The sequence below is a fragment of the Bifidobacterium vespertilionis genome, assembly GCF_008698145.1.
Taxonomy (GTDB): domain Bacteria; phylum Actinomycetota; class Actinomycetes; order Actinomycetales; family Bifidobacteriaceae; genus Bifidobacterium; species Bifidobacterium vespertilionis.
Genome location: NZ_RZNZ01000017.1, coordinates 15,830 through 42,258, shown reverse-complemented (window position 1 = coordinate 42,258; position 26,429 = coordinate 15,830). Strand labels below are relative to the sequence as shown.

The window sequence follows — 26,429 nt, the reverse complement described above, 5'->3', positions numbered from 1 at the left end:
GATATTGGCTTGATCCCGCGCAATGGGCCGAAAAAACGAACATGAGGTCCGGTTCACGGGATTTCGCGCCATGCGTTACGTGAACTGGAAGGACATGCGATGGAGCTTCGCGCGGTGTTTTGGGACCTGGACGGCACGCTGATCGACTCTGAGCCCCTGTGGCATGAGGCCGAAATTTCGATCGCCACCGAAAACGGCGGCACATGGAACGAGGAAATGGGCTGGAAGATGTCCGGCACGCCCGTGCCCAAGGTCGCGCAGATGCTGGTCGAGGCCGGCACGCGGCTGTCCGTGGAGGAGATAGGCCGCAGGATGATTGAATACGTCAAGGAACGCGAATTCGAGGGCCTGCCGTGGATCCCGGGCGCCCTGGAACTGGTGAGGACGCTCGCCGCGGCCGGCGTGCCCAATGTGCTGGTCACCGCCTCTCCGCGCGTGATGGCCGAGAATGTGCTCAGGCAGGCCGGCGAGGGCGCCTTCGTCGCCTATGTGTGCGGTGACGACAACACCGCCAAGAAGCCGTCGCCCGAACCCTACCAGGCCGCCGCCCGCAAGATCGGCATCGATCCGCTGGACGCCGATGCGATGGCCCATTGCATCACCCTTGAGGACTCCGGCGTGGGCATCCAGGCCGGTGCCGCATCGGGCGCCACCACGATCGCGTTGACCGGCTACACCCGCACCGACGCCACCGGCGGACCGCAGTTCGCCATGATCCCCAACTATGACGGCATCACCCCGCAGACGCTGGAGGACTTCGTGCACGAGCGTCTTGCGGCGCGCTGAACGCCCATGCGCCGGACGGGTGCCGCCGGAGTCGATCCGATGCAATATTCGCCTGATACATTGCCATGTACATAAGGCGGATCGGACGTCTTGCCGGGCCATAGGTCGGACGTCCGCCGGACGCCAAGGCCGCGCGGCGAAAGGGGGACCCCATGGCATCTCCAACCTCATCCGGCACGTTCACCATGGGCATCGTGGACGATGACGCGCTGGCCCTGCGTTCGCTGCGCGAGATCGTGGCCGACCGCATCCCCGAGGGGCGGATCTTGTGGACGGAGACCAGCGGGCAGGCCGCCGTGGAGCATTGCGCGTCCGACCAGTTCAAGCCGGACATCGTGCTGGTCGACATGACGCTGGGCGGACTGCGCGGTGTGGATGTGTGCCGGCAGATCAGGATGCGGTCGGATGCGATCGCGCTGCTGGCCATGGCCACCTTCCTCATGAAGGGGTATCGCGAGGCCGCGGTGCGCGCCGGCGTCCAGGGGCTGATCGGCAAGGGCGACGAGGATGTGATCGTGCGTTCCATTCGCATCGTGGCCGGCGGCGGGGTGCTGGACGACGACTTCGACACGGTCGCCAAGGCCCATGCCCGCGTGGTGAACGGCGGCGGCATCGACTATCTCACGCCCCGGGAGACCGAGGTCATCACGCTGCTGTCGAGCGGCCTGACCGATGCTGAGATCTCCAATGCGCTCAATGTCGATCGCGCCACAGTGCGCAAGCACATGCAGGCCGTGCGGCGAAAGTTGCGCGTGGACACCGCCATCCAGGCGGTTGTGGCGTGGCTGCGGACGCGCGATTGAGAGGAGGCGCGTCGATCGGCCGGCGCACCCGCCCGGGGTGGCCGTCCCGGTTGTCGCTCGGGGTCGCCGTCCCGGTTGCCATCCGGGGTCGCCGTCCCGCCCGAGGCGAACCTTTGGCAAAATCCTGCCCATGTCCCCGCCCGGCGGCTACGCTAGGGGTATCGGATCGCGGATCAACAGGGATCGGCGGCCGCATCCAAAGGAGGATCGCAATATGGGCATCAAGAACGTGGTGGTCGCGGGCGGCGGCGTGCTGGGCAGCCAGATCGCATTCCAGAGCGCGTACAAGGGTTGCAACGTCAAGGTCTGGCTGCGCTCGGAGGGGTCGATCGGCCGCGCCAAGCCGAAGTTCGAGCGCCTTAAGGGCATCTATCTCAACACGCTCGAGGCCATGAAGACCAATCCGGCCGCCTATTGCCGCGGTCTGGCTCCCCAGGGCGCCACGCCGGAGGAGCTCGACGCGCTCAAGGCGCAGGTGGAGAGGGCCTTCGATGGTCTGGTGCTGACCACCAGCTACGATGAGGCCGCCGCCGACGCCGATCTGGTGATCGAGTGCATCGCCGAGGATCCGCAGGAGAAGGTCGCGTTCTACACCGAGCTTGCCAAGCACCTGCCGGAGCATACGATCGTGATCACCAACTCGTCCACCATGCTGCCGAGCGCCTTCGCCAAGTACACCGGCCGACCGGACAAATACCTCGCATTGCACTTTGCCAACGAGATCTGGCGCAACAATACCGCCGAGATCATGGGCCACCCGGGCGCCGAGGGTGTGCCGGCCACCGATCCGGCCGCATACGATGCGGTGGTCGCCTTCGCCGAGCAGATCGGCATGATCCCGCTCAAGCTCAGGAAGGAGCAGCCGGGCTACATCCTCAACTCGATGCTCGTGCCGTTCCTGTCCGCCGCCGAGGCCCTGCTCGCCAATGAGGTGGCCGATGTGGAGACGATCGACAAGACATGGCAGCTGGCCACCGGCGCGCCGCTGGGCCCGTTCCGCATCCTCGACATCGTGGGGCTCACGACCGCGTACAACATCGGCCGCCTCGATCCGCGCGCCGCCGACCCGACCACCGTGCAGGGCAAGGTCGCCGCCATGCTCAAGCGGTACATCGACGAGGGCAAGACCGGCATCAACGCCGGCGAGGGCTTCTACAAGTACTGAGCCGGGCCAATCTGGAGCGGATGGGTTGATCCGAGCCGGTGGGGCGGATAGGCCGGATCGGCAGGGGATCCGGGGTCCCGTCCCGCCATGCGAAGTGTGCGCTTCATCCCAAGCCCGTAGGTCGCCCCCTGTCATCCTGAGCGGAGCCCGAAGGGCGGAGTCGAAGGATCCTTCGTCATTTCGCATTGATCACTTGTGCGCAAGGTCCAGGATCCTTAACTTCCCGCACAGTCCATCCTTCGTCCCCGCTCTGGCTCATCCCTCCGACTTACAAGTTCTGCCAGCAACCGCCCTCGCTTCCCGGTTTGCTGGCAGAACTTGCATCTGAGTGCCCTCCGCAGCCCGCTAAGATGCAGGATCTGCCAGTACACAGGAAAATGGGTGGAGTTGCTGGCAGATCCTGCAGGCATTCTGGCATTCTGAGCGCTGAGCCGTGAAGCGGGGTGTGACCCGGGGCGCGGCGTGTGACATGGGGTGGACACGCCGGGTCACAGGGTTTCAAAATCGTTGAAATAAAGCCATTTTGAACCAGCTGTGACGGGGAGTGGGCACGCCGGGTCACGCCCCATGTCACAACCCACGCCGGGTCACACGCCGGGTCACGCCGAGTATGGGAAGCTGAGGTTACGTCATCCTGAGCGAAGCCCGAAGGGCGGAGTCGAAGGATCCTTAACCTTCTGCATTATGACCATGTGCGTAATGGCCAAGGATCCTTCGCTGCGCTCAGGATGACGAGGAGGAAACATTCGATCTGCCCAGTTTGCAATGATCACCGGGCGGCGGGGACTTGGAAGGGCCGGTAAAAGACTGTTCAGGCAAAGAAAAACCCTCCGGGGTGGAATCCGGAGGGTTCTTCGTGGAGCTGATGGTAATCGAAACCACGACCTCTTCGATGCGAACGAAGCGCTCTACCAACTGAGCTACAGCCCCTTGGCTGTTGTCTTGCTCCGCAGGACAACTCTCGACATACTAATACGATTGCGGCACTTTGGCAATTCGGCGGGACACGCCGCGAATTCCGGGCGTGTCCCGCCGAATTGCGACCTACTTGCGCGTGCCGGAAGCGTGGCGGCCGGTGGTGGGGGAGTCGTCGGCGTCCGCGGCGGCCGGCTGCTTCTTGCCGAACTTCGCCTTGAGCAGGCCGATGATCGTGGGCAGCAGGGAGATCACCAGGATCAGGACGATCACGAGTTCGAAGTGCTCCTGCACGGCCGGAATGCCGCCGAAGAAGTAGCCCAGCAGCGTGAAGAGGGTGGACCAGGTCAGGCCGCCGAGGACCGAGAACGGGGTGAAGCGGCTCCAGCGCATGCCGGAGATGCCGGAGATGAACGGCATGAACGTGCGGATGAAGGGGAAGAATCGGCCCAGGAACACGGCCAGCGGGCCCCACTTCTCGATCATGCCCTCGGTCTTGGCGATGCGCTCGGGGGTCATGGCCTTGACCTTGCCGGAGGCGATGATGCGGCGGCCGAAGAAGTGGCCGATGAAGTAGTTGCACTGGTCGCCGATGATCGGGGCCGCCCAGACCGTGGGCAGCAGGAACATGAGCGGCAGGGATCCGGGCTCGCCGGTGGCCGCGTCGGGGGCCGCGAAGAAGCCGGCCGCGAAGAGCAGCGAGTCGCCGGGCAGGAACGGGAAGAAGACCACGCCGGTCTCGATGAAGACGATGAGGAAGATGAAGCCCAGGGTGGGGGCGACGCCCATGGCGATCCAGCTGGCGATCGCGGCGCGCGGGTCCTTGAGCAGTTCGAGGATGAAATTGACGAATCCCATGAAATTCCTTGCAGATGCTGTTGTGTCCGATTGATATCGGGTGTCCTAAACCGGACACCACCCTATCAGCTTGTCCGTTGCGTTGCCACCGAATCGCAGCCCGCCGCCAAGGCGGCGACGGTCGCATATGTGGTTCGATTCACGGATCGTCAGATCCATGAATCGAACCACATATGCGACAGCCAAAACTCATACGGCACCGGGATGGCCGTCCAGATCGGATACCAGAACACGGCAGCCAGCCCGATCACTCCCAGCACAACCCCGCAAGTCACGTGGTAGGCGCGCGCGGAGATCATGCCGCGCAGCCAGTCGGCCACGTAGCAGATCGCGAGGATCATGGCCGGCAGGATCACGATCGAATAGAACGTGAACGTGGTGCGGTTCAGATACTGCGCCCACGGCAGCCATCCGGCCAGCAGACCGGCCAGAACGGCCCAGATCCGCCAATCGCCGCGCCTGACGAACGCGGCCACGATGATCGCGATGACCACGCACAGCGATCCGGCCCACCACAGGAACGGGTTGCCGATCGACGTGATCGCCGCCACGCACCGGCCGCCCGGGTTGAGCGCGCACAGGCCGGGGTTGCCGGTCAGGTGATCCTCCCAGTAGAAGCTGGTCGGGCGCACCTGCAGCGGCCATGTCAGCGGGTTGGCCATGTAGTCGTGATGCGTGGTGAGCGTGGTGTGGAACTGCCACATCTGCCGGTGGTACTCCACGAATGACCGCCACGAATCGGGCAGCCACGTCACGCCCTCGCCGGGGTGGTTGACCGCCCAATTGTGCATGTAGGAATCGGGATGGATGAACCAGCCGGCCCATCCGGCCAGATACGTAAGAACGTAGATCGGGACCATGTATAGCGCAGCCGGCAGGGCGTCCTTCCACAGCCCGGTCGACAGCCAGCTGCGATACCCGGCCCGCCGGCGCTCCCAGGCGTCCCAGATCACGGAGATCACGCAGAACACCGCGAAGAAGTAAGTGCCCGACCACTTGACGCCGGTCGCCAGTCCCAGCAGGATCGCCGCGCCAACTCGCCATGGGGACAGGGCGATGAACGGGCCGGTCGCATCGAGCACCCATTCGCGCCCGCCGCGCCCGTCCAATCCGCCGGCCCGGCCCAGTCCCGATCCGGGCAGCCACCGCACGCCCCTGCGCCGGCTGTCCCGTTCGAACGCGTCGTGCAGCCGCGCCCGCGCCCAATCGCGGTGGATGAGCAGCAGGGACAGCGCGCCCAGCGTGAGTACCATGATGAAATTGTCCAGCAGGCCGGTGCGGCTCATCGTGATCCCCAGGCCGTCCACGCTCATCAGGAATCCGGCCATCACGGCGATCGGCAGGTTGCGGAACAGGCGCAGGACCACGCGGCACAGGATCAGGATCGCCACCGTGCCGGCGATGGCCGTGGACGCGCGCCAGGCGAAGGAGCTGTCCGCGCCGCCGAACAGCTTGAGCCCCGCGGCGATCAGCCACTTGCCCACCGGCGGGTGGACTACGTACTCGGCGGTGTTGTACCACCGATCGGTATCGCCCGCGGCGAACAGGGCGTTGGTCTGGTTCTCCCCGCTGACGGCCGTGCCCACGTCCTTGGGCCAGTTGCGGGGCTCGCCGGTCATGAGCATCGTGTAGGCGTCCTTGACGTAATATGTCTCGTCGAACACGATCGCATGCGGGGAACCAAGCCTCACAAACCGCAGCAATCCGCCGAAAGCGGCCATGAGCAACGGCAGGATCCAGCCCAGCGCGCGCACCTGCGCCGCCGTGGCCGTCGTTTTCCAAGAATTAACGCGCCCTAACTTCATCAGGGCCTAGATTAGGGGATACTGGAAGATATGCAGACCGTAGCCGAGCAATCATCACAATTTTCTGGCGTTCCGGAGGCGTTGCCGGACGACGTAGCCGAGGGGGGCAACGTAGCCGGTGCCGCCGAACTGCCCGGGGCCGAAGCCGTCGGATCGACCGGTCCCAAGGTCGAGATCCCGCGGGGCACGGTCGTTCTGGCCGCCACGCCGATCGGCAACGTGGGCGACGCCTCCGCCCGGCTCGTGGCCCTGCTGGCCGATTCCGACATCGTGGCCGCCGAGGACACCCGTCGTCTGTACGATCTGGCCAACCGTCTGGGCGTGCATGTGAGCGGCCGCGTGGTCGCCTACCACGATCACAACGAGCGTGGCAAGGCCGATGCGCTGCTCGATCAGGTGTCCGCAGGCGCGTGCGTGACCGTCGTGTCCGACGCGGGCATGCCCACGATCAACGATCCCGGCATGGCGATCGTGCGCCGCGCGATCGAACGCGGGCTGCCGGTGACCTGCGCGCCCGGTCCGAGCGCGGTCCTGGATGCGCTCGCGATCTCCGGATTGCCCACCGACCGCTTCTGCTATGAGGGTTTCCTGCCGCGCAAGCACTCCGAGCGCATGCAGCACCTGCGCATGCTGCAGTCGGAGCGCCGGACGATCGTGTTCTACGAGACGCCCCATCGCATCGCCGAATCGATGGACGATCTGCTCGAGGGCTTCGGTCCGAACCGCATGATGGCGCTGTGCCGCGAGCTCACCAAGGACTACGAGCAGGTGCGGCGCGGAACGATCGCCACCGTGCGTGAATCCGTGCGGAACGATCCGCCTCGCGGCGAGATGGTGCTGGTGATCGGCGGCGCGTCCGATGACGAGGCGCAGGCCGCGGCCCCCAGCACGCTGAGTGTGGAGGACCTGGCCGTGCTCGCCATCGACCGCGCGCTCGAGGACGGGTTGCGGATCAAGGATGCGATCAGCCAGGTGGTCGGCGAGCATCCGCTGCCCGACGGCTCGCTGCCCAATCGCAAGCAGGTCTATTCCGCGGTTCTGGAGATGAAGGCGTAGCGCCGGTTTGGCCGGTATGAAGGCGTAGTGCCGGTTTCGGCGTGCGGGCTTTGCATGCGGACTCAGCGTCTGCCGAAGCGCTCGATCAGATCGAGCAGCACCTCGATCGCCTCGTTGACGCCCGGTCCGCCCGCCTGCGCCACGAACTCCAGCAGCTCGGGCGTGGATCGCGGGTTGGCCACGAGCCATCGGCGCAGTTCCGGCGCGTTGTGGGCGATGTACCACAGGACCTCCTCATCGGTTTGCGGGTCGCACGCCACCGCGGGCGTGAGCTTCATCGGCGGCGCGGGAGGCGCCACGTGGACCGATCGGACGCCCGGCACATCGCCGTCCGCGTTCGGTGAGGCGGGCTGAATGCCCATCAGGCGCGCGTTGTAGGTGTCGGGCGAGCGACGGCGGCGATGGCGGCCGAATCCGCGCTCCCTGGCGGGCGCATGGGCGGATTCGGGGCGCGCATCCGCGGGGCCGTGGGCGGCCGGGCCGGCATGGCTGGGACGTGTGGGGGTCTGGGTGGCTGCGGATGGGGTGTAGGTGGGTGCGGTGATGGTCATGATGGGTCCTTTCGTGTGATGTGGGCGATTCCGGCGATGCCGCCGGGCGCCCGATGGCGTTGGCTATGGTTGCGTTGGTTATGGTTTGTCTTGCGCATCGTCGTCGGTTTCGACTGTTCCGTCCTCCTTCCGCGTCGCCGCGATGCGATTGATCAGATCGACCCCGCGCGAATGCCCGGGCCAGCGGGTGTTGTCCCACAGGATGCGCAGGCAGTCGTCCGGGGTGACGTCGAATTCGTTCATGAGCTCCAGAACCGCGTTGACCGGGCTGATGTCGCCGAGCCGCGTCGGGTTCTCGCAGGCGATGTCGCAGGCCGTGCGCGCGGGCGTGGTGACCCGCAGTTGGCCGAGTCGGGAGATGTCCCGTTCGCTCAGGCGCCGGTCGCGCACCATGATGCGGCGGCTGTGGACGAGCTCGCGGTAGTGCGAGTGCGACACGATCTGGATGTTCGGCGGGAACGTGCCGCCGAGCCAGACCCACAGGGCCAGCGTGGTGCAGGCGGTCGCGCCCAGCGGCACCATGGTCTGCGCGATCGCCGCGCGGCCGGGGATGCTGAGGGCTTGGGCCGACAGGTACATGGTCGAATCGTCCAGCGCGGTCAGGATGCCCATGCGCGAGAGCGCGGACAGGCCGAGCGGGCCGGGCAGTTCGCTGAGGCGGATGAGGGTGTCGTCCTCCGGCGGGAGGTGCGGCTTGCGTTTCGTGGTCTTCATGCTTCGACCGTATGCGAGGCCGATGCGCGGGCGCCAGCGGTGGGCGCTCGGCGGTGGATAAGTGCGCAACCGGCGTCGTTGTGGACAGGTGTGGATAACTTGGTGGATAACTGCCGGGCGGTGGGCGGTGAGCGGTGGGTGGCGGATGGCGCGTGACATGGTGTGTCCGCGCCCGGTCGCGCATCACCCGGGATGATCCCCCGATCGCGCTCGCGAGTAGGGCGGCCGGCGTATGATCGGTGACCATGACGAATATTCTTGTGAACGTTGCATGGCCGTACGCCAACGGCCCCCGCCATATCGGGCATGTCGCCGGCTTCGGCGTGCCGTCGGACGTCTACGCGCGCTACGAGCGCATGAAGGGCAACGACGTCCTGATGGTCTCCGGCACCGACGAGCACGGCACCCCCATCCTCGTGGAGGCCGAGAAGGAGGGCGTCACCGCCCAGGAGCTCGCCAACCGCTACAACCGCGTGATCGCCAAGGATCTGTGCGATCTGGGCCTGAGCTACGATCTGTTCACCCGCACCACCACCGGCAACCACGAGCATGTGGTGCAGGAGCTGTTCAAGCAGTGCCTGGCCAACGGCTACATCTACAAGGGCACCCAGCGCGTGGCCATCAGCCCGTCCACCGGCCGCACCCTGCCCGATCGCTACATCGAGGGCGAGTGCCCGATCTGCCATGCCGAGGGCGCGCGCGGCGACCAGTGCGACGCCTGCGGCAACGAGCTCGATCCGGACGAGCTGATCAACCCCGTCTCCAAGATCAACGGCGAGACCCCGCGCTTCGAGGAGACCGAGCACTACTTCCTGGACCTGCCGGCGCTGGCCGAGGCCAACCTCGCCTGGCTCAAGACCCGCGAGGGCTGGCGCACCAACGTCATCAACTTCTCGATCGGCCTGTTCAAGGAGGTCAAGCCCCGCGCCATCACGCGCGACATCGACTGGGGCATCCCCGTGCCGGTGGCCGGCTGGATCGACAACCCGAACAAGAAGCTGTACGTGTGGTTCGATGCGGTGATCGGCTACCTGTCGGCCTCCATCGAGTGGGCCCGCCGCAAGGGCGACCCGGAGGCGTGGCGCAAGTGGTGGAACGATCCGGCATCGCCCGCCTACTACTTCATGGGCAAGGACAACATCACGTTCCACTCCCAGATCTGGCCCTCCGAGATGCTCGCCTACAACGGCCAGGGATCCAAGGGCGGCGAGACCGGCAAGCTCGGCCCGCTCAACCTGCCCGAGCAGGTGGTGGCCAGCGAGTTCATGACCATGGAGGGCAAGAAGTTCAGCTCCTCCCGCGGCATCGTGATCTACGTCAAGGACATCCTCGCCCGCTACCCCGTGGACGCCGTGCGCTACTACATCTCCGTGGCCGGTCCCGAATCCTCCGACTCCGACTTCACGTGGGCCGAGTTCGTGCGCCACAACAACGAGGAACTGGCCGCCTCCTGGGGCAACCTCGTCAACCGCGTCGCCACGCTGATCAACAAGAACTTCGGCGAGATCCCGGCGCTGGACGAGGACTCCATGACCGACGAGGACCGCGCGCTGCTCGCCGAGTCCGCCGCCGCGTTCAGCACGGTCGGCCACTCCATCGAGACGCACCACCAGAAGGCCGCGCTCGGCGAGGCCATGCGCATCGTGAGCAGCATCAACAAGTACATCTCCGCCACTGAGCCGTGGAAGATCAAGGACGACCCGGCCCGCCTCGGCACCGTGCTGCACGTGGCCGCCCAAGCCGTGTCCGACGCGAACCACCTGCTCGCCCCGTTCCTGCCCCATTCCGCGCAGAAGGTCTGGGAGGCGCTCGGCGGCACCGGCACGTTCTCCCCGCTGCCGCGCATCGAGGAGGTCGAGGATCTGGACAAGCCCGGGTTCTCGTACCCGATCATCACCGGCGACTACAAGCTGGGCGTGAACGTGCACCCGTGGAAGAGCGAGCCGATCGTGGCCGGCACCCCCGTGGCCAAGCCGTCGCCGATCTTCGCGAAGATCCCGCAGGAGGCCGTGCAGGAGGAGCTCGACCGCTTCGAGTCCGCCCTGAACGCCCGTCGCGAGGCCGAGGCCGCCCGTCTGGCCGCCGAAAAGGCCAAGCTCGCCGAGGAAGGCAAGTAAGGTCGCCGATTCGGGGCGATTCGGGCTGATTCGGTCCGGTTGGCCCGGTTTGGTCCGATTCGGGCTGATTTCCTGATGGCGCGATCGTTCCAATCCGCGCGCGCATTGCCGCAGGTTGGGATGATCGCGCCGTTTTCGTTGCTTTTCGCATGCGATTGCGGGGCGGGCGGGCGCGTCGCGTGTGCGCGATCACAGTGCGCGCGATCACAGAACGATCACATTTTTCAGGGTTCTTTGAGATTGCCGCATCGTTTCATCAAGATTCCGGGGCTTATATAGGAGATGTCAGCGGAATGCACCGCCGGCGAGGTTCCGAAGAACCCCATAACTGAACCCTTCTTCTCTCTTCTCTCTCACCCGGCGGCTTCCCCCCGCCGGGTTCTTCTTTTTCCGAGCCTGTTCGGACACGATTGGGACGGGCTGGGTCGTGCCGGGGTTGGGGCAGGGCGCCAATGGACCGGATCTGCCCAGTTTGCGCTCTTGTGGCCGCAGAATGAGCGAATTCGCTGTGTGACGGCTTGAATTGGCCCTGCATCGCATCCGATTTGCTCATTCTGTGTCCTCATTCCCTCAGAATGAGCGAATTCATTGTCTGACGGCCACATTCGCCCCTGCATCGCATCCGATTTGCTCATTCTGTGCCCGGGGGGCTCCGAGCTGGGCGCAAACTGGGCAGATCGGGCCACTTGATTTGCGAACTGGGCAGATCGGGGCGGCTAGCCCATGAAATCGGCCTCCAGATGACTGGATCTGCCCAGTTTGCGAATCGGATGTCCCGATTTGCCCAGTTGTGCCATATGCCGGGCCGTGCCTCTCATCCGGCCGGTTTTCGGGGATCGCCGGGGAGAATGCCGGGCATCAGGGCGCGGTCGGGCTGTGCGAGCTGCGCGGCCGTGGCGCTGACGGGATGCGGTCGGGCTGTGCACGTTGTGCCGCCGTGCTGCAGTCGGGGCCGGTCCGCATCCGATTTGCTCATTCTGCGCTCTTGTGCCCTCAGAATGAGCGAATTTGCTGCGAATTCGCTGTGTGGCGGCTCGAATTGGCTCCGCAGCGCATCCGATCTGCTCACTTTGTGTCCTCATTCCCTCAGAATGAGCGGATCCATTGTCTGACGGCCACATTCGCCCCTACAGCGCATTGGATCTGCTCATTTTGCGCCGGAAGGGTTCCAGAATGAGCGGATCCGATGCGCTGCGTCTGATGCGCTGCGTCCGATATTCGGTCTGTCACTCAGCGCGGGTGCCGGAATGGACGTTTTACGGCGCCAAAGTGTCCATTTCGGCACCCAACGGCACCCGCGCGAGTCACCCGAGCGGCACCCAATAGCCGCCCGCCGCCGCCCTCCTCCCCATGACACGCCGAAATAGTACAAGGTTGCACTAGCTGATAAGACGAATAAACTAGTCGGCGTTCGCAGCGCGCTATGGCATGTGCGGGGCGAACGCCGAGACCGCAACAAACCGCAACACATCCACAACTCCAACGAAGAGACCCAACCGGAACAGCCGGAAATCCAGAGAGAAGCAAGGAACGCGAGGGATTTTCCCATGTACGTCGATCCGAACCGAAACCAAGACAAGGGCAACCTCAGATGGATCCTGCCCTATTGCAAGCCCGATCTGCCGCGGGTGGGCGGCGCGCTCGTCCTGTTCGTGCTGAACAACGCGATCGCCCTGACCATCCCGCTGCTGTCCGGCATGATCGTGGACCGCGTGATCACCGGCGGTGAAACCGATCTGCTGGTCAAGCTGTGCCTGACCATGATCGGCCTGACCGTGGTGCGCGTCGGAGCCCGCTACGGCTACCAGATGTGGATGGAGCGCTTCGGCCAGAACTCCATCTACCGCCTGGTCTCCGATGAGTACGAGAAGCTGCACGAGCTGGACTTCACCTACTTCAACCACACGCGCACCGGCGACATCATGAGCCGCATGACCTCCGACACGGATGCGATCCGCCACGCCCTGAGCTGGGTGAGCTACCAGGCGCTCGACTGCGTGGTCATGTTCATCGGCGCGCTGTGCGTGATGTTCTCCATCGACTGGCGTCTGGCCCTGGCGCTCGCCTGCGTCACCCCGTTCCTGTTCATCCTCACGCGCGGCCTGTCGTCGCACGCCCATCCGCTGTTCTTCGCGATCCGCAACTCGCTGGCGTCGCTCAACTCCATGGTGGAGGAGAACATCGAGGGCAACCGCGTGGTCAAGGCCTTCGTGCGCGAGCCCTACGAGACGCAGAAGTTCGACGAGCACAACGAGGACTACATGCAGCGCAACATGGCCCTCGCCTACAACACCCGCCGCTACATGCCCTGGCTGGACGGCCTGGGCTTCAGCCTGCAGCTGATTACGCTGGGCTTGGGCGGCTTCCTGGTGATCCGCGGCGACATGACGCTGGGCAACCTGGTGAGCTTCAACTCCTTCCTGTGGATGATCGACGGCCCGGTCCGCCAGTCCGGCTGGCTGATCAACGACTGGCAGCGCTTCAACGCCAGCTGCATCAAGATCCGCAAGCTGCTGACGGCCGAATCGCGCATCACCGAGAAGCCGGACGCGCAGGAGTCCGTCAAGCAGGCGGTCGCGATCGCCGAGCAGGTGGGCGGATCGCACCCGATCACCCCCGAGCGCATCAGCGGCGAGATCCGCTTCGATCACGTGAGCTTCGCCTTCCTCGACGACCCGGAGACCCCCGTCCTCAAGGACGTCGACTTCACGATCCCCGCCGGATCGAAACTGGGCATTCTGGGCGAGACCGGCTCCGGCAAGTCCACGCTGGTCAACCTGGTGGCCCGATTCTACGACCCGACCGTGGGCCATGTGCTGATCGACGGCATCGACGCGCGCGACTGGCCGCTGGCCACCCTGCGCTCGCAGGTGTGCATCGTGGCGCAGGACACGTTCCTGTTCTCCGACACGATCGGCAGCAACATCGGCTTCGGCGCGTCCGAGCAGGCCGCGCGCGACGAGCGATACATCCGCCACATGGCCGAGATCGCCGGCGCGGACAACTTCATCCGCTCCATGCCCGACGGCTACAACACGGTGGTGGGCGAGCGAGGCGTGGGCCTGTCCGGCGGACAGAAGCAGCGCCTGAGCCTGGCCCGCGCGCTGGCGGACGATCCGGCGATCCTGATCATGGACGACACCACATCGGCCGTGGACATGGAGACCGAGGCGGAGATTCAGCGCCATCTGCGCGAGATGGACGGCAACAAGACGATCATCACGATCGCCCACCGCATCTCCTCCGTGAAGGATTCCGATCTGATCCTGGTGCTCGAGCACGGGCGCGTTGTGGAGCGCGGCACGCACGAGCAGCTGGTCGCGCAGCACGGACGCTACTGGGAGATCTACCACAAGCAGCTCGGCCTGCAATCCGGCAGCTCGCAGGGCTTCGAGCAATGAGAACAGGGAGGTGAACCATCATGGCACAGCAACGCAATACCTATCGCGAGGATGAGAAGCTTGAGGAGCAGATCAACCTCAGGGACATCATGCGCGTGGGCAAATACCTCAAACTGTACATGGGCCGCGTGGTGCGCATCCTGATCGTGGTGATCTCGATGAGCTGCATCGTCGTGTCCGTCCCGTACCTGACCAAGATCATGATCGACGAGGCGATCCCCAACAGGGATCTGGGCCAGCTCGGCCTGCTCGCCGGCGCCCTGGCCACGCTGATCCTGCTGTACGAATGCGGCCTGCGCTACCGCACGGTGGCGATCACCCGCGTGGGCCAGATGATGCTCAAGGACATGCGCCGCGACATCTTCACGCACATCCAGACGCTGCCCTTCAGCTACTTCGACTCGCGCCCGCACGGCAAGATCCTGATCCGCGTGGTCAACTACGTCAACACGCTGTCCGACACGCTGTCCTCCGGCCTGATCAACGTGATCTCCGACGTGTTCACCTTCGTGATCACGCTGGTGGTGATGTTCGCGATCGACTGGAAGCTGGCCCTGTGGAGCCTGATCCTCTTCCCGGTGCTGCTGGTGTGGGTCTACGTGCTCAAGATCTTCCAGCGCCGCGCCTACCAGAAGCTGTCCAACAAGCAGTCGAACCTCAACGCCTACATCCACGAGTCGATCGCCGGCGTGAAGACCACGCAGACCTTCGCGCAGGAGCAGACCCAGTTCCGCAACTTCCAGGAGCAGCAGGGCGAGGTGCGCAAGGCCTGGATGAAGGCCGTGCACATCCAGTTCCTCATGTGGCCGGGCGTGCAGACCATCTCCATGATGACCATCTCGTTCATCTACTTCGTGGGCGTCATGGGCTTCGGCGGCGTGAACGTGACCACCGGCGTGCTGATCGCGTTCGTGGGCTACGCGAACAACTTCTGGAACCCGGTGATCAACATCGGCAACTTCTACAACCAGCTCATCACCTGCTCGGCGTACCTGGAGCGCATCTTCGAGACCTTGGACGTGGTCCCGGAGATCCAGAACAAGCCGGGCGCGGCCGATCTGCCGCCGATCCGCGGCCGCGTCGACTTCAACGACGTGGTGTTCCGCTACGAGGACGACGGCCGCAACATCCTCAACCTCGTGGACTTCCATGTGGAGCCGGGTCGCACGATCGCCCTCGTGGGTCCCACGGGCGCCGGCAAGACCACGATCATCAGCCTCCTGTCGCGCTTCTACGACGTGTCCGAGGGCTCGGTGAAGGTGGACGGCTACGACGTGCGCGACGTGACGCTCGAATCGCTGCGTCGCCAGATGGGCGTGATGCTGCAGGACACGTTCATCTTCTCCGGCAACGTGCGCGAGAACATCCGCTACGGCAAACTCGACGCCACGGACGAAGAGATCGAGGCGGCGGCGAAGGCCGTGCACGCGCACGAGTTCATCATGGAGCTACCCGACGGCTACGACACGGTGGTGGAGGAGCGCGGCTCGACCCTGTCGGCCGGCCAGCGCCAGCTGATCGCGTTCGCCCGCGTGTTGCTCGCCGATCCGCGCATCCTGATCCTGGATGAGGCGACCAGCAACATCGACACGCGCACCGAGGAGGCGCTGCAGGCGGGCCTGGCGCACCTGCTCAAGGGCCGCACGAGCTTCATCATCGCCCACCGCCTGTCCACGATCGAGAACGCCGACGAGATCTTCTACATCGATCACGGGCAGATCGTGGAGCACGGATCGCACGCCGATCTGCTCGAGCGCAAGGGCGCGTACTACCGGCTCTACGAGTCGCAGTACGCGATGATCAAGGCCGCCTCCGGAGCCGTGGGCGAGTAGATTTCCGTCATCACGAAGGAAACGAAGGATCCTTCGACTCCGCTACGCTTCGCTCAGGATGGGAATCATCTCCGTCATCCTGAGCGAAGCCGAAGGATCCTTCGTCATTTCGCATTGGTAATTGGCGCACAAGTCCAAGGATCCTTCGCTTCGCCCGTGTTCCTCACCATGGTGGCGATCTACGCGTACGGCCGTCTGCCCGGCATGGACATCCACGTCCTGGCGCCGCCGAAGACCGCCGGTACTGCCTCTACGCCGATTCCCCGATGACCAGACGGCTGCGGCCCCGTTCCACCCGCGGTTCGCGCTGCACGTCCGGATGCTCGATCTGGTCAACCAGCATGTCCAAGGCCTTTTCGGCCGTGTCGTCATAGTCCAGCGCCATGGTCGACAGGGTGGGCACGGTGAACTGCTCGCCGTAGGCGTAGATGCCGTCGTTGCCGAACACCGCCTTGTCCTGTGGCACGCGCACGCCCTCGTCGTGGAATCCGCGGATCAGTCCGTAGGCGATCAGATCGTTCATGCAATAGAACACGTCATACCGGTCGACCATGCGGGTGCCGTCCGTATCTGTCTCGCACAGTCTGTGCGCCGCGGCGATAGCCGAGGTCGTCTCCCAGTTGCATTCCACGAAGTCGTGCTCGTCTCCCAGTCCACTGTCCTTCATCGCCGCGACGGTGTATCGGATGGCCGGAGAGCGGCCGCCGGGATCGTCGGTGAGTTTGTCGAGCGGATGCCCGCCGACGATGCACGCATGCCGGTAGCCGCGTCCGGCCAGATATCCGAACGATGCGGCTCCGCGGGACAATGGCGGCAGCACGTTGTCGAACAGCGGATCGTCGACCTGATAGTTGAGCAGGACGGTCGGATGATTGCCGAGCATAGCCTTGAGGTGTCTGTCGTCGACATTGCTGGCATTGAGGATCAGTCCATCGCATACGGCCGAGTTGATCTGCTTGACGATATCGGTTTCGGTGTCCATGTTGTATCCGGTCTGCATGATGAGCGTGCGCAGGTGGCGCTTGCCGGCCGCCTTGGAAATGGCTGCCACCAGATTCGCGTAGTAGGGGTGCGTGATGCTGGGGATCAGGGCCGCGATCGATCCGGTGCGGCCCTTCTTGAGGAATCGCGCCGACAGGTTGGGGGAGTAGCCGAGCTGCTTGGCCGCGGCGAGCACTTTGTCGCGCGTGACGGGTTTAACGATATCCTCCCCGCGTATCGCCGCTCCGGCGGTGCTCATCGACACGCCCGCCAGGGCCGCCACATCCTTCAAAGTCGCCATAGGCGCCATGCCATCCATTTCCGTTTTCGCCGGTATTTGCGGACTCCAGCCTAGCGCATGGGTGGAAGATCGCACGGTTCAGATAGAATCATATCGTTGCGATTCAATGCCGCGTCACCGATGGCGTCGTGTGTTTCGGGTTGTGGCCTATCATGAAGGGTGATGGGAAAGGTTAACGTTAACCGAAGCGAGGAAGTATGCGGTTGCCCTGTGTTCCCGGCCAAAGCGGGCCGATCGATCTTGACTATTCCACCGACGGCGTCGATTTGACGGTGTTCGAGCGTGCCGTGATGCCCGAAGCGGCCGTCGCGCTCGAATCCACCGCGGCGCTCCTCGTGCGCGCGCAGAGCCTCGACAGCTATTCCGTCTGTCTGCAGCTCGCGTTCTACGAGGCCGGCCAGCGCGAGCGCGGCGAGGATCCGACCCTGCGCGCGGTCTTCGGCATCCTGCCCGGAGTCGAGGTGCCGGTTTCGTTCGATTTCACCTGGCTGGACGGCCAGACCTTGTTCGCTCCGCGCACGTTGGGGCGTCTCAAGATGACGCTGTTCGGCAAGCGGATCCGCCGCGACGACATCGCGTCCATCGCGCTGTCGGCTACCCCCGGATTCCCGGGGCGCAGGCTCCGCCTGTGGCCGTGCGAGCTCCTGGATGACATACCACGGATCGACATCCCCGTAAAGCCCCTGATCGACGAACTCGGCCAGTGGAAGCCCGGCGAATGGCCCGGCAAGGTTCCCGATCGCGCCGCATGCAGCGCGGGGCTGCGGGCCATGGCCGATTCCGAAGACGCACGATACGGGATCGATGGCGAACCCGGCGGCGGACCTGACCGGGAATCTGATCCGCGCGGGAACGAGTCGCATTCCCCGCATGCCGTCGATCACCCGTACGCAGCATTCCCCGTATGGGACCGCTTCGGCGGCTGGACCGGCAGACGATTCGAGGCGACCGGCTGGTTCCGCGTCGAACGGGAGACGAACCCCGACGGCACACCGGGGCGATTCTGGCTCGTGGACCCGGAAGGCGGTGCGTTCCTCTCGACCGGCGTCGACTGCGTCGGCGCGGGCATCCAGACCCGACTCGACCCGATGCGCCCCTGGCTGGACGCTCACACGGCCGGGCTGCTGGACCAGGCGATCGCGAAGGCCGCAGCCGGTTCCGGGAGTGGGCGCCAAGGAACGAATGCAGCCACCGATTTCGGCGACCCGTCGTTCTCGTGGCGCCACGATCCTGCGGGCTGCAACGGCGTCAACGCCTCGTACGACTACGGGCAGGCCAATCTGCGCGTCGCGTTCGGCGACGACTGGTATGAGGCGTGGACGCGCATCACCCGCAATCACCTGACCGACTGGGGCGTCAACACGATCGGCAACTGGTCCGATCGCAGGTTCATCCGCAGGGCCGGCATCCCGTACGTCCTTCCCGCCGACGAACTGAACGGGGGATTTCCGAAGACCGAGACCATGCTGTTTCGCGACTTCCCGGATGTGTTCTCGCCCGAATACGCGCGCGACGCCGAACGATACGCGCAAGGTCTGCTCCCGTGGAGGGACGAAACGAACCTGATCGGCTATTTCATGCGCAACGAGCCGAACTGGGCGTTCGTCTACGATCTCAACATCGTAGAGGAGATGCTCGCCAACCCCGCCGACCTCGTCTCGAAGCGGCGGTTCGTCGAATGGCTGAAGGAGCGCTACAACGGCGAAGTCGACGCGCTCAACGCGGCATGGGCGGCGTCGTTCGCCTCGTTCGACGCGATCATCGCCGAACCGCGTTTCCGTCTGGCCACGGCCCTGCCGGGCAGTCTTGACGATCTGCGTGCGTTCTCGACGCTGCTCATCGATCGCTATGTGCGCGTGCCCGCTGAGGCGTTGCGCCGAATCGACCCGCATCACCTGAACCTCGGCATGCGCTACGCGTACATCACCGATCGAAGCCTGCTCGCCGGAGCCGACTGCTACGACGTGTTCTCGATCAACAGCTACCAGCGCACCGCCTATGACCAGGTCGAGCAGGTCGGGCGCATGCTCGACATGCCGGTCATGGTCGGCGAGTTCCACCACGGAGCGCTCGACCGTGGCCTGACCGCCCACGGCATCCGTGGCGTCACCACGCAGGCAGAACGCGGCGTGGCCTACCGGTACTACGTCGAGCAGGCCGCGCGCAGCCCGTACTTCGTCGGCGCGCACTACTTCCAGTACAACGATCAGAGTCCGCTTGGCCGCTTCGACGGCGAGAACTACCAGATCGGCTTGGTGGATGTGTGCATGCAGGAGTATCCGGAGATGGCCGAGGCGATGCGCGCCTGCCATCGGTCGCTATACGAGGTCGCGGCGGGGGAGCGCGGGGCGTTCGACCGCATCCCCGAGGAGATCAACCCGATCCACTACTGAGATACGGCCGTCGAACCGCGTTCGATGAGGCGGAATCCGGCGATGACCCGTTGGGGCATCGAGACCGGGTTGTCGCCGAATTTGCGCAGCATCATGGTCACGGCCGTCTCGGCCATGCCCTCGTAGTCGAGCGCGATGGTCGTCAGGCTCGGCACGCTCCATTCGCCCTGCGGAATGCCATCGAATCCGGTCACCGCCACGTCCTCGGGTACGCGCACGCCGCGATCGGCAAGACCGCGGAGCACACCGAGCGCGATGTCGTCGTTCATGCAGCATACCGCGTCGTATCGGAGTCCTGCAGGTCTGCCGTCGTCGGTCCGACCGGTCGCGGTGTCGGCGATGCGGTGGCCGACGTCGGTGCCGCCGTTCGCGACCCAGTCGCAGTCAATGGCGCCGCAATCGCCGGAGATTCCCAACTCATCGAAGGCGTTGACCGCCGAACGCGCCCGTTCGTAGCGTGCGCGGCTGCTGCTGGATACGTCGGCCATGGCATGCAACGGTATGGTGGCGCCTGCCACGCAGATCCGTGTGCGGCCCCGTCCGACAAGATGGCGGATGGCCCGATCGATGCCGCCGGTGCTGGGAGCGTTGACCGAATCGATGACGATGTCGGTGCTGTAGTCCTCGAACATCACGGTCGGATGGTCGCCCGCGAGGCGTGCCACCTCCCGGCTGTCGGTTTTGGCGGCCAGCAGGAACATGCCCTCCGAAAGCGTGTCGTCCGACTGTGCGATCAGCTGCCGTTCGCGATCCGCCTCGAATCTGGTCTGCTGGATGATGAGCTGATATCCGTGCCGTTCGACGCTTGCCTCCATCGCGGTGACGAGGCGTCCGTAGAACGGGATGTCCACGGTGGGGATGACCAGCGAGAAGATGCCGGTACGGCCCGAGCGCAGCGCCCGAGCCGAGACGTTGGTGCTGTAGTTCAGGTCCTGGGCGGCCTTGAGCACTCGTTCGGCGGTTTCCGGGCGCACATACGAGAGTCGCCGCAACGCGCCCGATGCGGTTGATGGTGACACGCCGGCCTTGGCTGCCACGTCCTTGAGGGTGACCATCTTCGTCGTCCTTCGTCCTGTCTCTTGCGGTCTGTGCGGCCTCCTCATCGGCCGGATCTTAGACGGCCTCCTGTGCGGAAGGGCACGAACATGTTCGTACGTCTGCATCGAAATGATTCGATGGTTCATACGATCTGACTGTGATGGTACTCGCAAAATCGCATCGCTCTGAATTGCGCGTGTCGCGCGTTCGATAGGCGATATTTGTTGGAATTGAAGGGATTTGAGGAAAAACTAGGCGTGTCGCAGGGATTTGACTTCGCTGTCGAATCGATATAGAATCGCAGCGTTGCGAAAACAAAGCGAACCTCCGGAGGGTACTGCAGCCCACCGAATCGTTTCGTAACGCAGACAACACAGTCAGCCTTTCACGTGGAAACCGGCCCGTACGGCGGCATGGGGAAGGGGAGACACTCCCGGACACAACGAGGTCGGGGGCGAGGAAAGGAACATCAATGACACGCAGAAGTGTGATGACGAAGGCGCTGGCGGCGATCTCGGCGATCGCGATGCTAGGCACGGTGGCGGCCTGCGGCGGCAGCAGCGAGACGACGACCACGGAGGACGGCAAGCCGATCCTCAAGATCCTGGTCGTCAAGAACACCAACACCGACAAGATCGCGAACATGCAGTGGGCTAAGGACCTCGAAACGGAGGCCGGCGTCAAGATCGAGTGGCAGGAGGTCACCGACGACCAGTGGGGCCAGCAGAAGAACCCGTCGATGTCCGGCGGCGAGATCGCCGACATCTCCCTGCGCGCGTTCAGTCCGGATGATGCCGCACAGTTCCCGGATCTGTTCGAGGATCTCTCCGATGACATGGACAAGCTGCCGAACGTGAAGAAGTTCTTCGACGAGAAGCCGGCTGCGAAGAAGCTCGTGGCCGATCCGGAAGGACACATCTACAACCTGCCCTCCTCCCGCGGCAAGGCGTACTCCGGTTCGGGCCAGAACATGATGATCAACAAGGCATGGCTCGACAAGCTTGGCCTGAAGGTCCCGACCACGTGGGACGAGCTGGAGACGGTCCTCAAGGCGTTCAAGGAGAAGGACCCGAACGGCAACGGTCAGGCCGATGAGATCCCGATGAACATCCGCGCCCTGGACACCGGCGGCTTCGGCTGGTACAGCCCGATGCTGCTGCTCAACTCGACCGGCATCGTGACCGGCTACAACAAGGGGCCGAGCGCGCAGGGCATCTACGTCAAGGACGGCGAGGTCAAGAGCTACCTGGTCTCCGATGAGTACAAGGAGGTCATCAAGTACTACAACAAGCTGATCTCCGAAGGTCTGATCCCGGCCGACTGGTCCACCAAGCAGGCTGACGCCTACTATGCCGACCAGACCAACGACGGCAAGACCGCGAAGACCGGCGTGATCTTCGGCTGGTCGCTGGCCGACTTCGGCGATCTGAGTGATCAGTACGAGGCGATGCCGGTGCCGGCGGCTCCGGGCGTGTCCGCGGACAAGGTCGTGTGGGACGGCTCGTCGAACGAGTTCGAGAACTTCAAGCTGTCCATCGCCGCCAAAACGGCAAACAAGGACGCGGCGCTCAAGGTGGCCAACCTCCTCTACTCCGAGAAGTACTCCGTCCAGCAGTTTGTCAGCTCCTTCGGTGTGGCGCTCACCGATGACGGCAACCACACCTACACCATGGATGGCGACAAGATCAAGCAGCTCAAGGCCGACAACAAGCTGCCCTCCTTCGCCGACCGCCTCGCCGGCTGGATCCCGGACGAGGTGACCATCAAGGGCGACTACAACGCCGACGACATCCAGGAGGTCAACAAGGCGAACGAGGAGCAGCGCACGCACTTCGACCCGGTCAAGGACTACATGCCCGACTACGTGCGTCCGGACGCCACCGATGCGACCACGATCTCCAACAACAACACGCAGATCATGAACACCGCCATTCAAAAGACCGCGCAGTGGATGGCCGAAGGCGGCATCGACGGCGAGTGGGACGCCTACGTCAAGCAGCTCGAGAGCCTCGGCCTCAACGACAACGTCAAGCTCTGGCAGAAGTGGTACGACACCTACACCAAGTGATCGCCACCCGAGTGACTTGTAACCATTCGGCCGTACGCGGGTGATTCGCGCCCGCGGACGGCACGGGGCCGGACGGGAGACTTTTCTCCACACAAAAACCCGTCCGGCCCTTTCTCTTACACTTCCGCATCCAGATTCTTCAGCCAGCAAGGAAAGCAATCACCATGTCTGCATCTCGTAAGACTGCGGCGACTACGGCTGCAGCACCGTCGGGCGACGGCGCGGTCGTCGTCGACAACATCCAACTCGCCAAGCAGTCGCCGCTCGGCGTCAAGATCGTGCGCCATTTCAAGCGCTACGGCGCGCTGTGGCTCATGAGCCTGCCCGCCATGTGCTTCATCGCACTGTTCGCCTATGTGCCCATGTACGGCCTGCGCCTCGCGTTCTACAACTACAACCCGCGCGAGGGCCTGATGGGCGGCACGTTCGCCGGATTCAAATACTTCAACCAGTTCTTCAAGTCCGGCATGTTCTCGAACATCCTGGGCAACACGCTGCGCATCAGCCTGTGGACCCTGGTCATGGCTTCATCTGCCCGATCATCCTCGCCCTGCTCATCAACCAGATCGGCTCGACGAAGATCAAGTCCTTCGTGCAGACCGTCACCTACCTGCCGCACTTCATCTCCACCGTCGTCATCGTGACGATGATCAACATCTTCCTCTCCCCGAACACCGGCATGATCGGCCGTCTGTTCCCGGGCAAGAACCTACTGGCCGACGCCGACCTGTTCACGCCGCTCTACTGGATCACCGAGGTCTGGCAGCATGTGGGCTGGAACTGCATCATCTATCTGGCCGCGCTCTCGTCGGTCGACCTCGCGCTCTACGAGGCGGCGAAGATCGACGGCGCCGGTCGTCTCCAGCTCATCCGCTACGTCGACATCCCGACCATTCTGCCCACCGTCGGCATCCTGCTCATCATGAACATGGGCAACGTGCTCAACGTCGGATTCGAGAAGGTCTTCCTCATGCAGAACTCGATGAACCTGTCCGCATCCGAGGTCATCTCGACGTACACCTACCGCATCGGTATTCTCGGCAACCAGTTCAGTTACGCAACCGCAATCGGTCTGTTCAATACGTTGGTGAACTTCTTCTTCCTGGTGTTGGCGAACATCATCTCGAAGAAGGCGTCCGACACGAGCATCTTCTAAGCCGCGAAAGGAAAGGCAATCATCATGACAAGTGCAACCGTGCAGCCGTCCCTCGCGCCCAAGGCCAGCTCGGACGACATCCCCTGGAACCCGAAGGTCCGTCAGCAGCGAACCTTCTCCGACTGGATCACCGACATCGTGATCTGGGTCATCCTCGCCCTCGTGGTCGTTGCGGTCATCTATCCGCTGTGGTTCGTGATCATCGCGTCTGTGTCCAACCAGACCGCCGTCAACCAGGGCCAAGTCACGCTCTGGCCGGTCGGCTTCAGCCTCGGCGGCTATGAGAAGGTGTTCTCCGACGGCCGCATCTGGACCGGCTACCTCAACACGGTCATCTACTCCGTGGTCGGCACCGCCCTGAACATGATCGTCACGATCCCGGTGGCGTTCGCGCTGTCCCGCCGCGAATTCAAGCCGCGCCGCGTGATCCTGTTCCTCTTCACCTTCACGATGTTCTTCGCCGGCGGCCTGATCCCGAACTACCTGCTCTTCAAGCAGCTCGGCCTGCTGGACAACTGGCTCGTGTTCATCCTGCCGACCGCCGTGTCCGTGTGGAACGTGATCATCGCCCGCTCGTTCTTCGAGACCTCCATCCCGGAGGACCTGTATGACGCCTCGCAGATCGACGGCCTCGGATACTGGGGCTACTTCCTGCGGATCGTGCTGCCGCTGTCCTCGGCCATCATCGCCGTGCTCGCACTGTATTACTTCGTCGGCCACTGGAACGACTTCTTCACCGGCCTTGTGTACATCCGCGACGCCGACAAGCTTCCGCTGCAGAACGTGCTGCGCTCCATCCTGCTCGCGAACCAGACCGGCATGACCGGCCAGAGCTCCGGCGGTATGGACCTCCTCCAGCAGCGCGAGTTCGCCAACCAGATCAAGTACGGCGTGATCATCGTCTCCACCCTCCCGCTCCTCGTCCTCTACCCCTTCCTCCAGAAGTACTTCAACAAGGGCGTCATGATCGGCGCGGTCAAGGGCTGATAGGCCCTTGAGGACAGCCCGGTGGGCTGTCCGACCGCGCCGAGCCGAGGATCCGCCGAAAGGCGGGCCGAGGCCAGATTGAGTCTTCGCGAAGCGAAGTCCTCAATTGCGAAGGCCGAAGGCGGCGCGGTCAAGGGCTGAGCCGTTAAGCGGGAAGCCCGGTGGGCTTCCCGTAGGCTCAGCCTGAGTGAGGCGAAAGCCGAGCGAAGGCAGCATTGAGCCCGGTCGAAGACCGGTCCTTAATTGCTGAGCGGTCAAGGACCGATACTCTTGCCGGGGTCGATGACCGAACCGGAAGGCGATCTCTCTCCTTCCTGCCAACCGGTTCGGACGTCGGTCCTGGCATCCTCAATTCCTCATCCGTGAACATCCAACGTAGTCGATCCGAGGCGGCTTGTCCGCATTGTGCTGATGCTAGGCTTTTCCCTCGGGAGGAGCGCTTAGGAGCATAGGGAAGGTATGGGAACATGGCTCCACAAGCTCAAGCGGCCATGTTCGACGAATACATCCAGAACTATCGGCGCAACAGCGGTCATCCGATCCGCATCCTGCTGCACTTCTTCAAGGGCAGCGGCAGGGATCTGACCATCTCGACGATCGCGCTGATCGCCAAGCAGTCGCCGATGTGGGTCACGCCGATCGTGACCCGCAACATCATCAACTGCGCCACGGATCCGGCGTCGCATTCCGTCACGGAGATGGTGATCAACCTCATCATCGGCATCTTCTTCATCGCACAGAACATCGGCACCGCGTACCTGTACATCAGGCACTTCGGCAAGGTGAACAGGCTCATCGAACGGCGTCTGCGCGGCAGCCTCATCGCCAAGCTCCAGCAGCTGTCGATCCGCTTCCACACGGAGACACAGTCCGGCAGGCTCATGTCGAAGATCATGCGCGACGTGGAGAACGTGGAGGTGTTGCTCGACCAGACCTACCGCAGCCAGATCGCCGTGGTGCCGCAGAACACGATCCTGTTCTCCGGCACCCTGCGCACAACATCACGTATGGTCTCGAACACGTCGACGACGCGGAGGTCGAGCGGATCATCGACGAGGTCGGTCTCGACGACGTGGTCGCCCAGCTGTCCGACCGGCTCGACGCCCTGATCGGCGAGCACGGCGGCACCCTGTCCGGCGGTCAGAAGCAGCGCATCTCGATCGCACGCGCCCTGATCCGCCACCCGCGCATCATCGTGTTCGACGAGGCGACCAGCGCCCTCGACTCGGTCTCCGAGAAGAAGGTGCAGCACGCCACCGAGCGGATGATGGGCCACTGCACGACGTTCATGGTCGCGCACAGGCTGTCCACCATCCGCAACGCGGACCGCATCATCGTGCTCGAACACGGGCGCATCGTCGAACAGGGGCCGTACGAGGAGCTCATGGCCGCTCGCGGCAAGTTCTGGCGGTTGAAGACCATGCAGGAGTAGCGGGAGATGACCTTCCCGAAGGTCCCTGCCGCAACCATCACCAACCCACCATCACATCATCAGAACCATC

General features: G+C 64.1%; 17 protein-coding genes, 1 tRNA gene and 3 pseudogenes. 14 read left to right on the top strand and 7 right to left on the bottom strand.

Features of this window, described 5'->3' with window-relative positions:
• Positions 1-99 precede the first annotated feature (99 nt).
• The 3 genes from EMO90_RS10580 to EMO90_RS10570 all read left to right on the top strand — a co-directional run bounded on the left by EMO90_RS10580 (position 100) and on the right by EMO90_RS10570 (position 2,754).
• Complete coding sequence (locus EMO90_RS10580) at positions 100-786, top strand: HAD family hydrolase (RefSeq protein ID WP_150354576.1); 687 nt, start codon at positions 100-102, stop codon at positions 784-786.
• A gap of 152 nt (positions 787-938) precedes the next feature.
• Complete coding sequence (locus EMO90_RS10575; RefSeq protein ID WP_150354577.1) at positions 939-1,589, top strand: response regulator transcription factor; 651 nt, start codon at positions 939-941, stop codon at positions 1,587-1,589.
• A gap of 214 nt (positions 1,590-1,803) precedes the next feature.
• Entirely contained in the window at positions 1,804-2,754 is a 951-nt protein-coding gene (locus EMO90_RS10570; RefSeq protein ID WP_150354578.1) for a 3-hydroxyacyl-CoA dehydrogenase, read from the top strand.
• 857 nt (positions 2,755-3,611) lie between these two features.
• Here EMO90_RS10570 and EMO90_RS10565 read toward each other — a convergent pair.
• The 3 genes from EMO90_RS10565 to EMO90_RS10555 form a co-directional block, all read right to left on the bottom strand.
• A tRNA-Ala gene (locus EMO90_RS10565) sits at positions 3,612-3,684 on the bottom strand.
• A gap of 114 nt (positions 3,685-3,798) precedes the next feature.
• The gene (locus EMO90_RS10560) at positions 3,799-4,527 is read right to left on the bottom strand and encodes a DedA family protein (protein ID WP_150354579.1); all 729 of its coding nucleotides are present in this window, start codon (positions 4,525-4,527) and stop codon (positions 3,799-3,801) included.
• A 149-nt stretch (positions 4,528-4,676) separates the two neighbouring features.
• Entirely contained in the window at positions 4,677-6,332 is a 1,656-nt protein-coding gene (locus tag EMO90_RS10555) for a dolichyl-phosphate-mannose--protein mannosyltransferase (RefSeq protein WP_190972059.1), read from the bottom strand.
• Positions 6,333-6,362: 30 nt separating this feature from the next.
• Between EMO90_RS10555 and rsmI the strand changes: the two genes are divergently transcribed.
• The gene (gene rsmI, locus EMO90_RS10550) at positions 6,363-7,388 is read left to right on the top strand and encodes a 16S rRNA (cytidine(1402)-2'-O)-methyltransferase (RefSeq protein ID WP_150354580.1); all 1,026 of its coding nucleotides are present in this window, start codon (positions 6,363-6,365) and stop codon (positions 7,386-7,388) included.
• Positions 7,389-7,450: 62 nt separating this feature from the next.
• On the opposite strand, the gene EMO90_RS12510 is transcribed toward rsmI, so the two are convergent.
• On the bottom strand, positions 7,451-7,939 hold the full coding sequence (locus EMO90_RS12510) for a variant leucine-rich repeat-containing protein (RefSeq protein WP_150354581.1): 489 nt from the start codon (positions 7,937-7,939) through the stop codon (positions 7,451-7,453).
• 78 nt (positions 7,940-8,017) lie between these two features.
• Positions 8,018-8,653 carry a sigma-54-dependent transcriptional regulator family protein gene (locus EMO90_RS10540; RefSeq protein ID WP_150354582.1) on the bottom strand — a complete coding sequence of 212 codons (636 nt, stop codon included), beginning with the start codon at positions 8,651-8,653 and terminating at the stop codon, positions 8,018-8,020.
• 245 nt (positions 8,654-8,898) lie between these two features.
• Between EMO90_RS10540 and metG the strand changes: the two genes are divergently transcribed.
• From metG to EMO90_RS10525, 4 genes and pseudogenes are all read left to right on the top strand, one after another.
• Positions 8,899-10,770, top strand: a complete 1,872-nt coding sequence (gene metG, locus EMO90_RS10535; protein ID WP_150354583.1) for a methionine--tRNA ligase — start codon at positions 8,899-8,901, stop codon at positions 10,768-10,770.
• A gap of 1,547 nt (positions 10,771-12,317) precedes the next feature.
• Positions 12,318-13,364 (top strand): annotated as a pseudogene (locus tag EMO90_RS12750) (ABC transporter transmembrane domain-containing protein); the annotation flags it as partial.
• A gap of 21 nt (positions 13,365-13,385) precedes the next feature.
• Positions 13,386-14,171, top strand: a pseudogene (locus EMO90_RS12745) (ABC transporter ATP-binding protein); the annotation flags it as partial.
• 20 nt (positions 14,172-14,191) lie between these two features.
• Positions 14,192-16,003 carry an ABC transporter ATP-binding protein gene (locus tag EMO90_RS10525; RefSeq protein WP_150354584.1) on the top strand — a complete coding sequence of 604 codons (1,812 nt, stop codon included), beginning with the start codon at positions 14,192-14,194 and terminating at the stop codon, positions 16,001-16,003.
• A gap of 250 nt (positions 16,004-16,253) precedes the next feature.
• On the opposite strand, the gene EMO90_RS10520 is transcribed toward EMO90_RS10525, so the two are convergent.
• Complete coding sequence (locus tag EMO90_RS10520) at positions 16,254-17,285, bottom strand: LacI family DNA-binding transcriptional regulator (protein WP_190972061.1); 1,032 nt, start codon at positions 17,283-17,285, stop codon at positions 16,254-16,256.
• A gap of 197 nt (positions 17,286-17,482) precedes the next feature.
• On the opposite strand from EMO90_RS10520, the gene EMO90_RS10515 reads away from it, so the two are divergent.
• Positions 17,483-19,678, top strand: coding sequence for a beta-galactosidase (locus EMO90_RS10515; protein WP_150354586.1), 2,196 nt, complete (start codon positions 17,483-17,485; stop codon positions 19,676-19,678).
• On the opposite strand, the gene EMO90_RS10510 is transcribed toward EMO90_RS10515, so the two are convergent.
• Entirely contained in the window at positions 19,672-20,733 is a 1,062-nt protein-coding gene (locus EMO90_RS10510; RefSeq protein ID WP_190972062.1) for a LacI family DNA-binding transcriptional regulator, read from the bottom strand. The two genes, EMO90_RS10515 and EMO90_RS10510, sit on opposite strands and share 7 nt — an antisense overlap.
• A 455-nt stretch (positions 20,734-21,188) precedes the next feature.
• On the opposite strand from EMO90_RS10510, the gene EMO90_RS10505 reads away from it, so the two are divergent.
• The 5 genes and pseudogenes from EMO90_RS10505 (at position 21,189) to EMO90_RS12505 (ending at position 26,359) form a co-directional block, all read left to right on the top strand.
• Positions 21,189-22,784: a type 2 periplasmic-binding domain-containing protein gene (locus EMO90_RS10505; protein WP_150354588.1), complete on the top strand. Its 1,596-nt coding sequence runs from the start codon at positions 21,189-21,191 to the stop codon at positions 22,782-22,784.
• A 164-nt stretch (positions 22,785-22,948) separates the two neighbouring features.
• A pseudogene (locus EMO90_RS10500) lies at positions 22,949-23,940 on the top strand (ABC transporter permease).
• A gap of 24 nt (positions 23,941-23,964) precedes the next feature.
• Complete coding sequence (locus EMO90_RS10495) at positions 23,965-24,927, top strand: carbohydrate ABC transporter permease (protein WP_150354589.1); 963 nt, start codon at positions 23,965-23,967, stop codon at positions 24,925-24,927.
• A 467-nt stretch (positions 24,928-25,394) separates the two neighbouring features.
• Complete coding sequence (locus EMO90_RS10490; RefSeq protein WP_223849802.1) at positions 25,395-26,036, top strand: ABC transporter transmembrane domain-containing protein; 642 nt, start codon at positions 25,395-25,397, stop codon at positions 26,034-26,036.
• A complete protein-coding gene (locus EMO90_RS12505) occupies positions 25,928-26,359 on the top strand; it encodes an ATP-binding cassette domain-containing protein (protein ID WP_223849804.1) in 432 nt (143 codons plus the stop codon). Before EMO90_RS10490 ends, EMO90_RS12505 begins: the two co-directional genes overlap by 109 nt.
• Positions 26,360-26,429 lie beyond the last annotated feature (70 nt).

Coding starts and splice junctions, on each gene's coding strand:
- EMO90_RS10515 (WP_150354586.1), top strand. CDS start 17,483: ATGCGGTTGCCCTGTGTTCCCGGCCAAAGCGGGCCGATCGATCTTGAC.
- EMO90_RS10495 (WP_150354589.1), top strand. CDS start 23,965: ATGACAAGTGCAACCGTGCAGCCGTCCCTCGCGCCCAAGGCCAGCTCG.
- EMO90_RS10520 (WP_190972061.1), bottom strand. CDS start 17,285: ATGGCGACTTTGAAGGATGTGGCGGCCCTGGCGGGCGTGTCGATGAGC.
- EMO90_RS12510 (WP_150354581.1), bottom strand. CDS start 7,939: ATGACCATCACCGCACCCACCTACACCCCATCCGCAGCCACCCAGACC.
- EMO90_RS10490 (WP_223849802.1), top strand. CDS start 25,395: ATGGCTCCACAAGCTCAAGCGGCCATGTTCGACGAATACATCCAGAAC.
- EMO90_RS10560 (WP_150354579.1), bottom strand. CDS start 4,527: ATGGGATTCGTCAATTTCATCCTCGAACTGCTCAAGGACCCGCGCGCC.
- EMO90_RS10570 (WP_150354578.1), top strand. CDS start 1,804: ATGGGCATCAAGAACGTGGTGGTCGCGGGCGGCGGCGTGCTGGGCAGC.
- EMO90_RS10580 (WP_150354576.1), top strand. CDS start 100: ATGGAGCTTCGCGCGGTGTTTTGGGACCTGGACGGCACGCTGATCGAC.
- EMO90_RS10525 (WP_150354584.1), top strand. CDS start 14,192: ATGGCACAGCAACGCAATACCTATCGCGAGGATGAGAAGCTTGAGGAG.
- EMO90_RS10510 (WP_190972062.1), bottom strand. CDS start 20,733: ATGGTCACCCTCAAGGACGTGGCAGCCAAGGCCGGCGTGTCACCATCA.
- EMO90_RS10540 (WP_150354582.1), bottom strand. CDS start 8,653: ATGAAGACCACGAAACGCAAGCCGCACCTCCCGCCGGAGGACGACACC.
- EMO90_RS10555 (WP_190972059.1), bottom strand. CDS start 6,332: ATGAAGTTAGGGCGCGTTAATTCTTGGAAAACGACGGCCACGGCGGCG.
- rsmI (WP_150354580.1), top strand. CDS start 6,363: ATGCAGACCGTAGCCGAGCAATCATCACAATTTTCTGGCGTTCCGGAG.
- EMO90_RS10575 (WP_150354577.1), top strand. CDS start 939: ATGGCATCTCCAACCTCATCCGGCACGTTCACCATGGGCATCGTGGAC.
- metG (WP_150354583.1), top strand. CDS start 8,899: ATGACGAATATTCTTGTGAACGTTGCATGGCCGTACGCCAACGGCCCC.
- EMO90_RS10505 (WP_150354588.1), top strand. CDS start 21,189: ATGACACGCAGAAGTGTGATGACGAAGGCGCTGGCGGCGATCTCGGCG.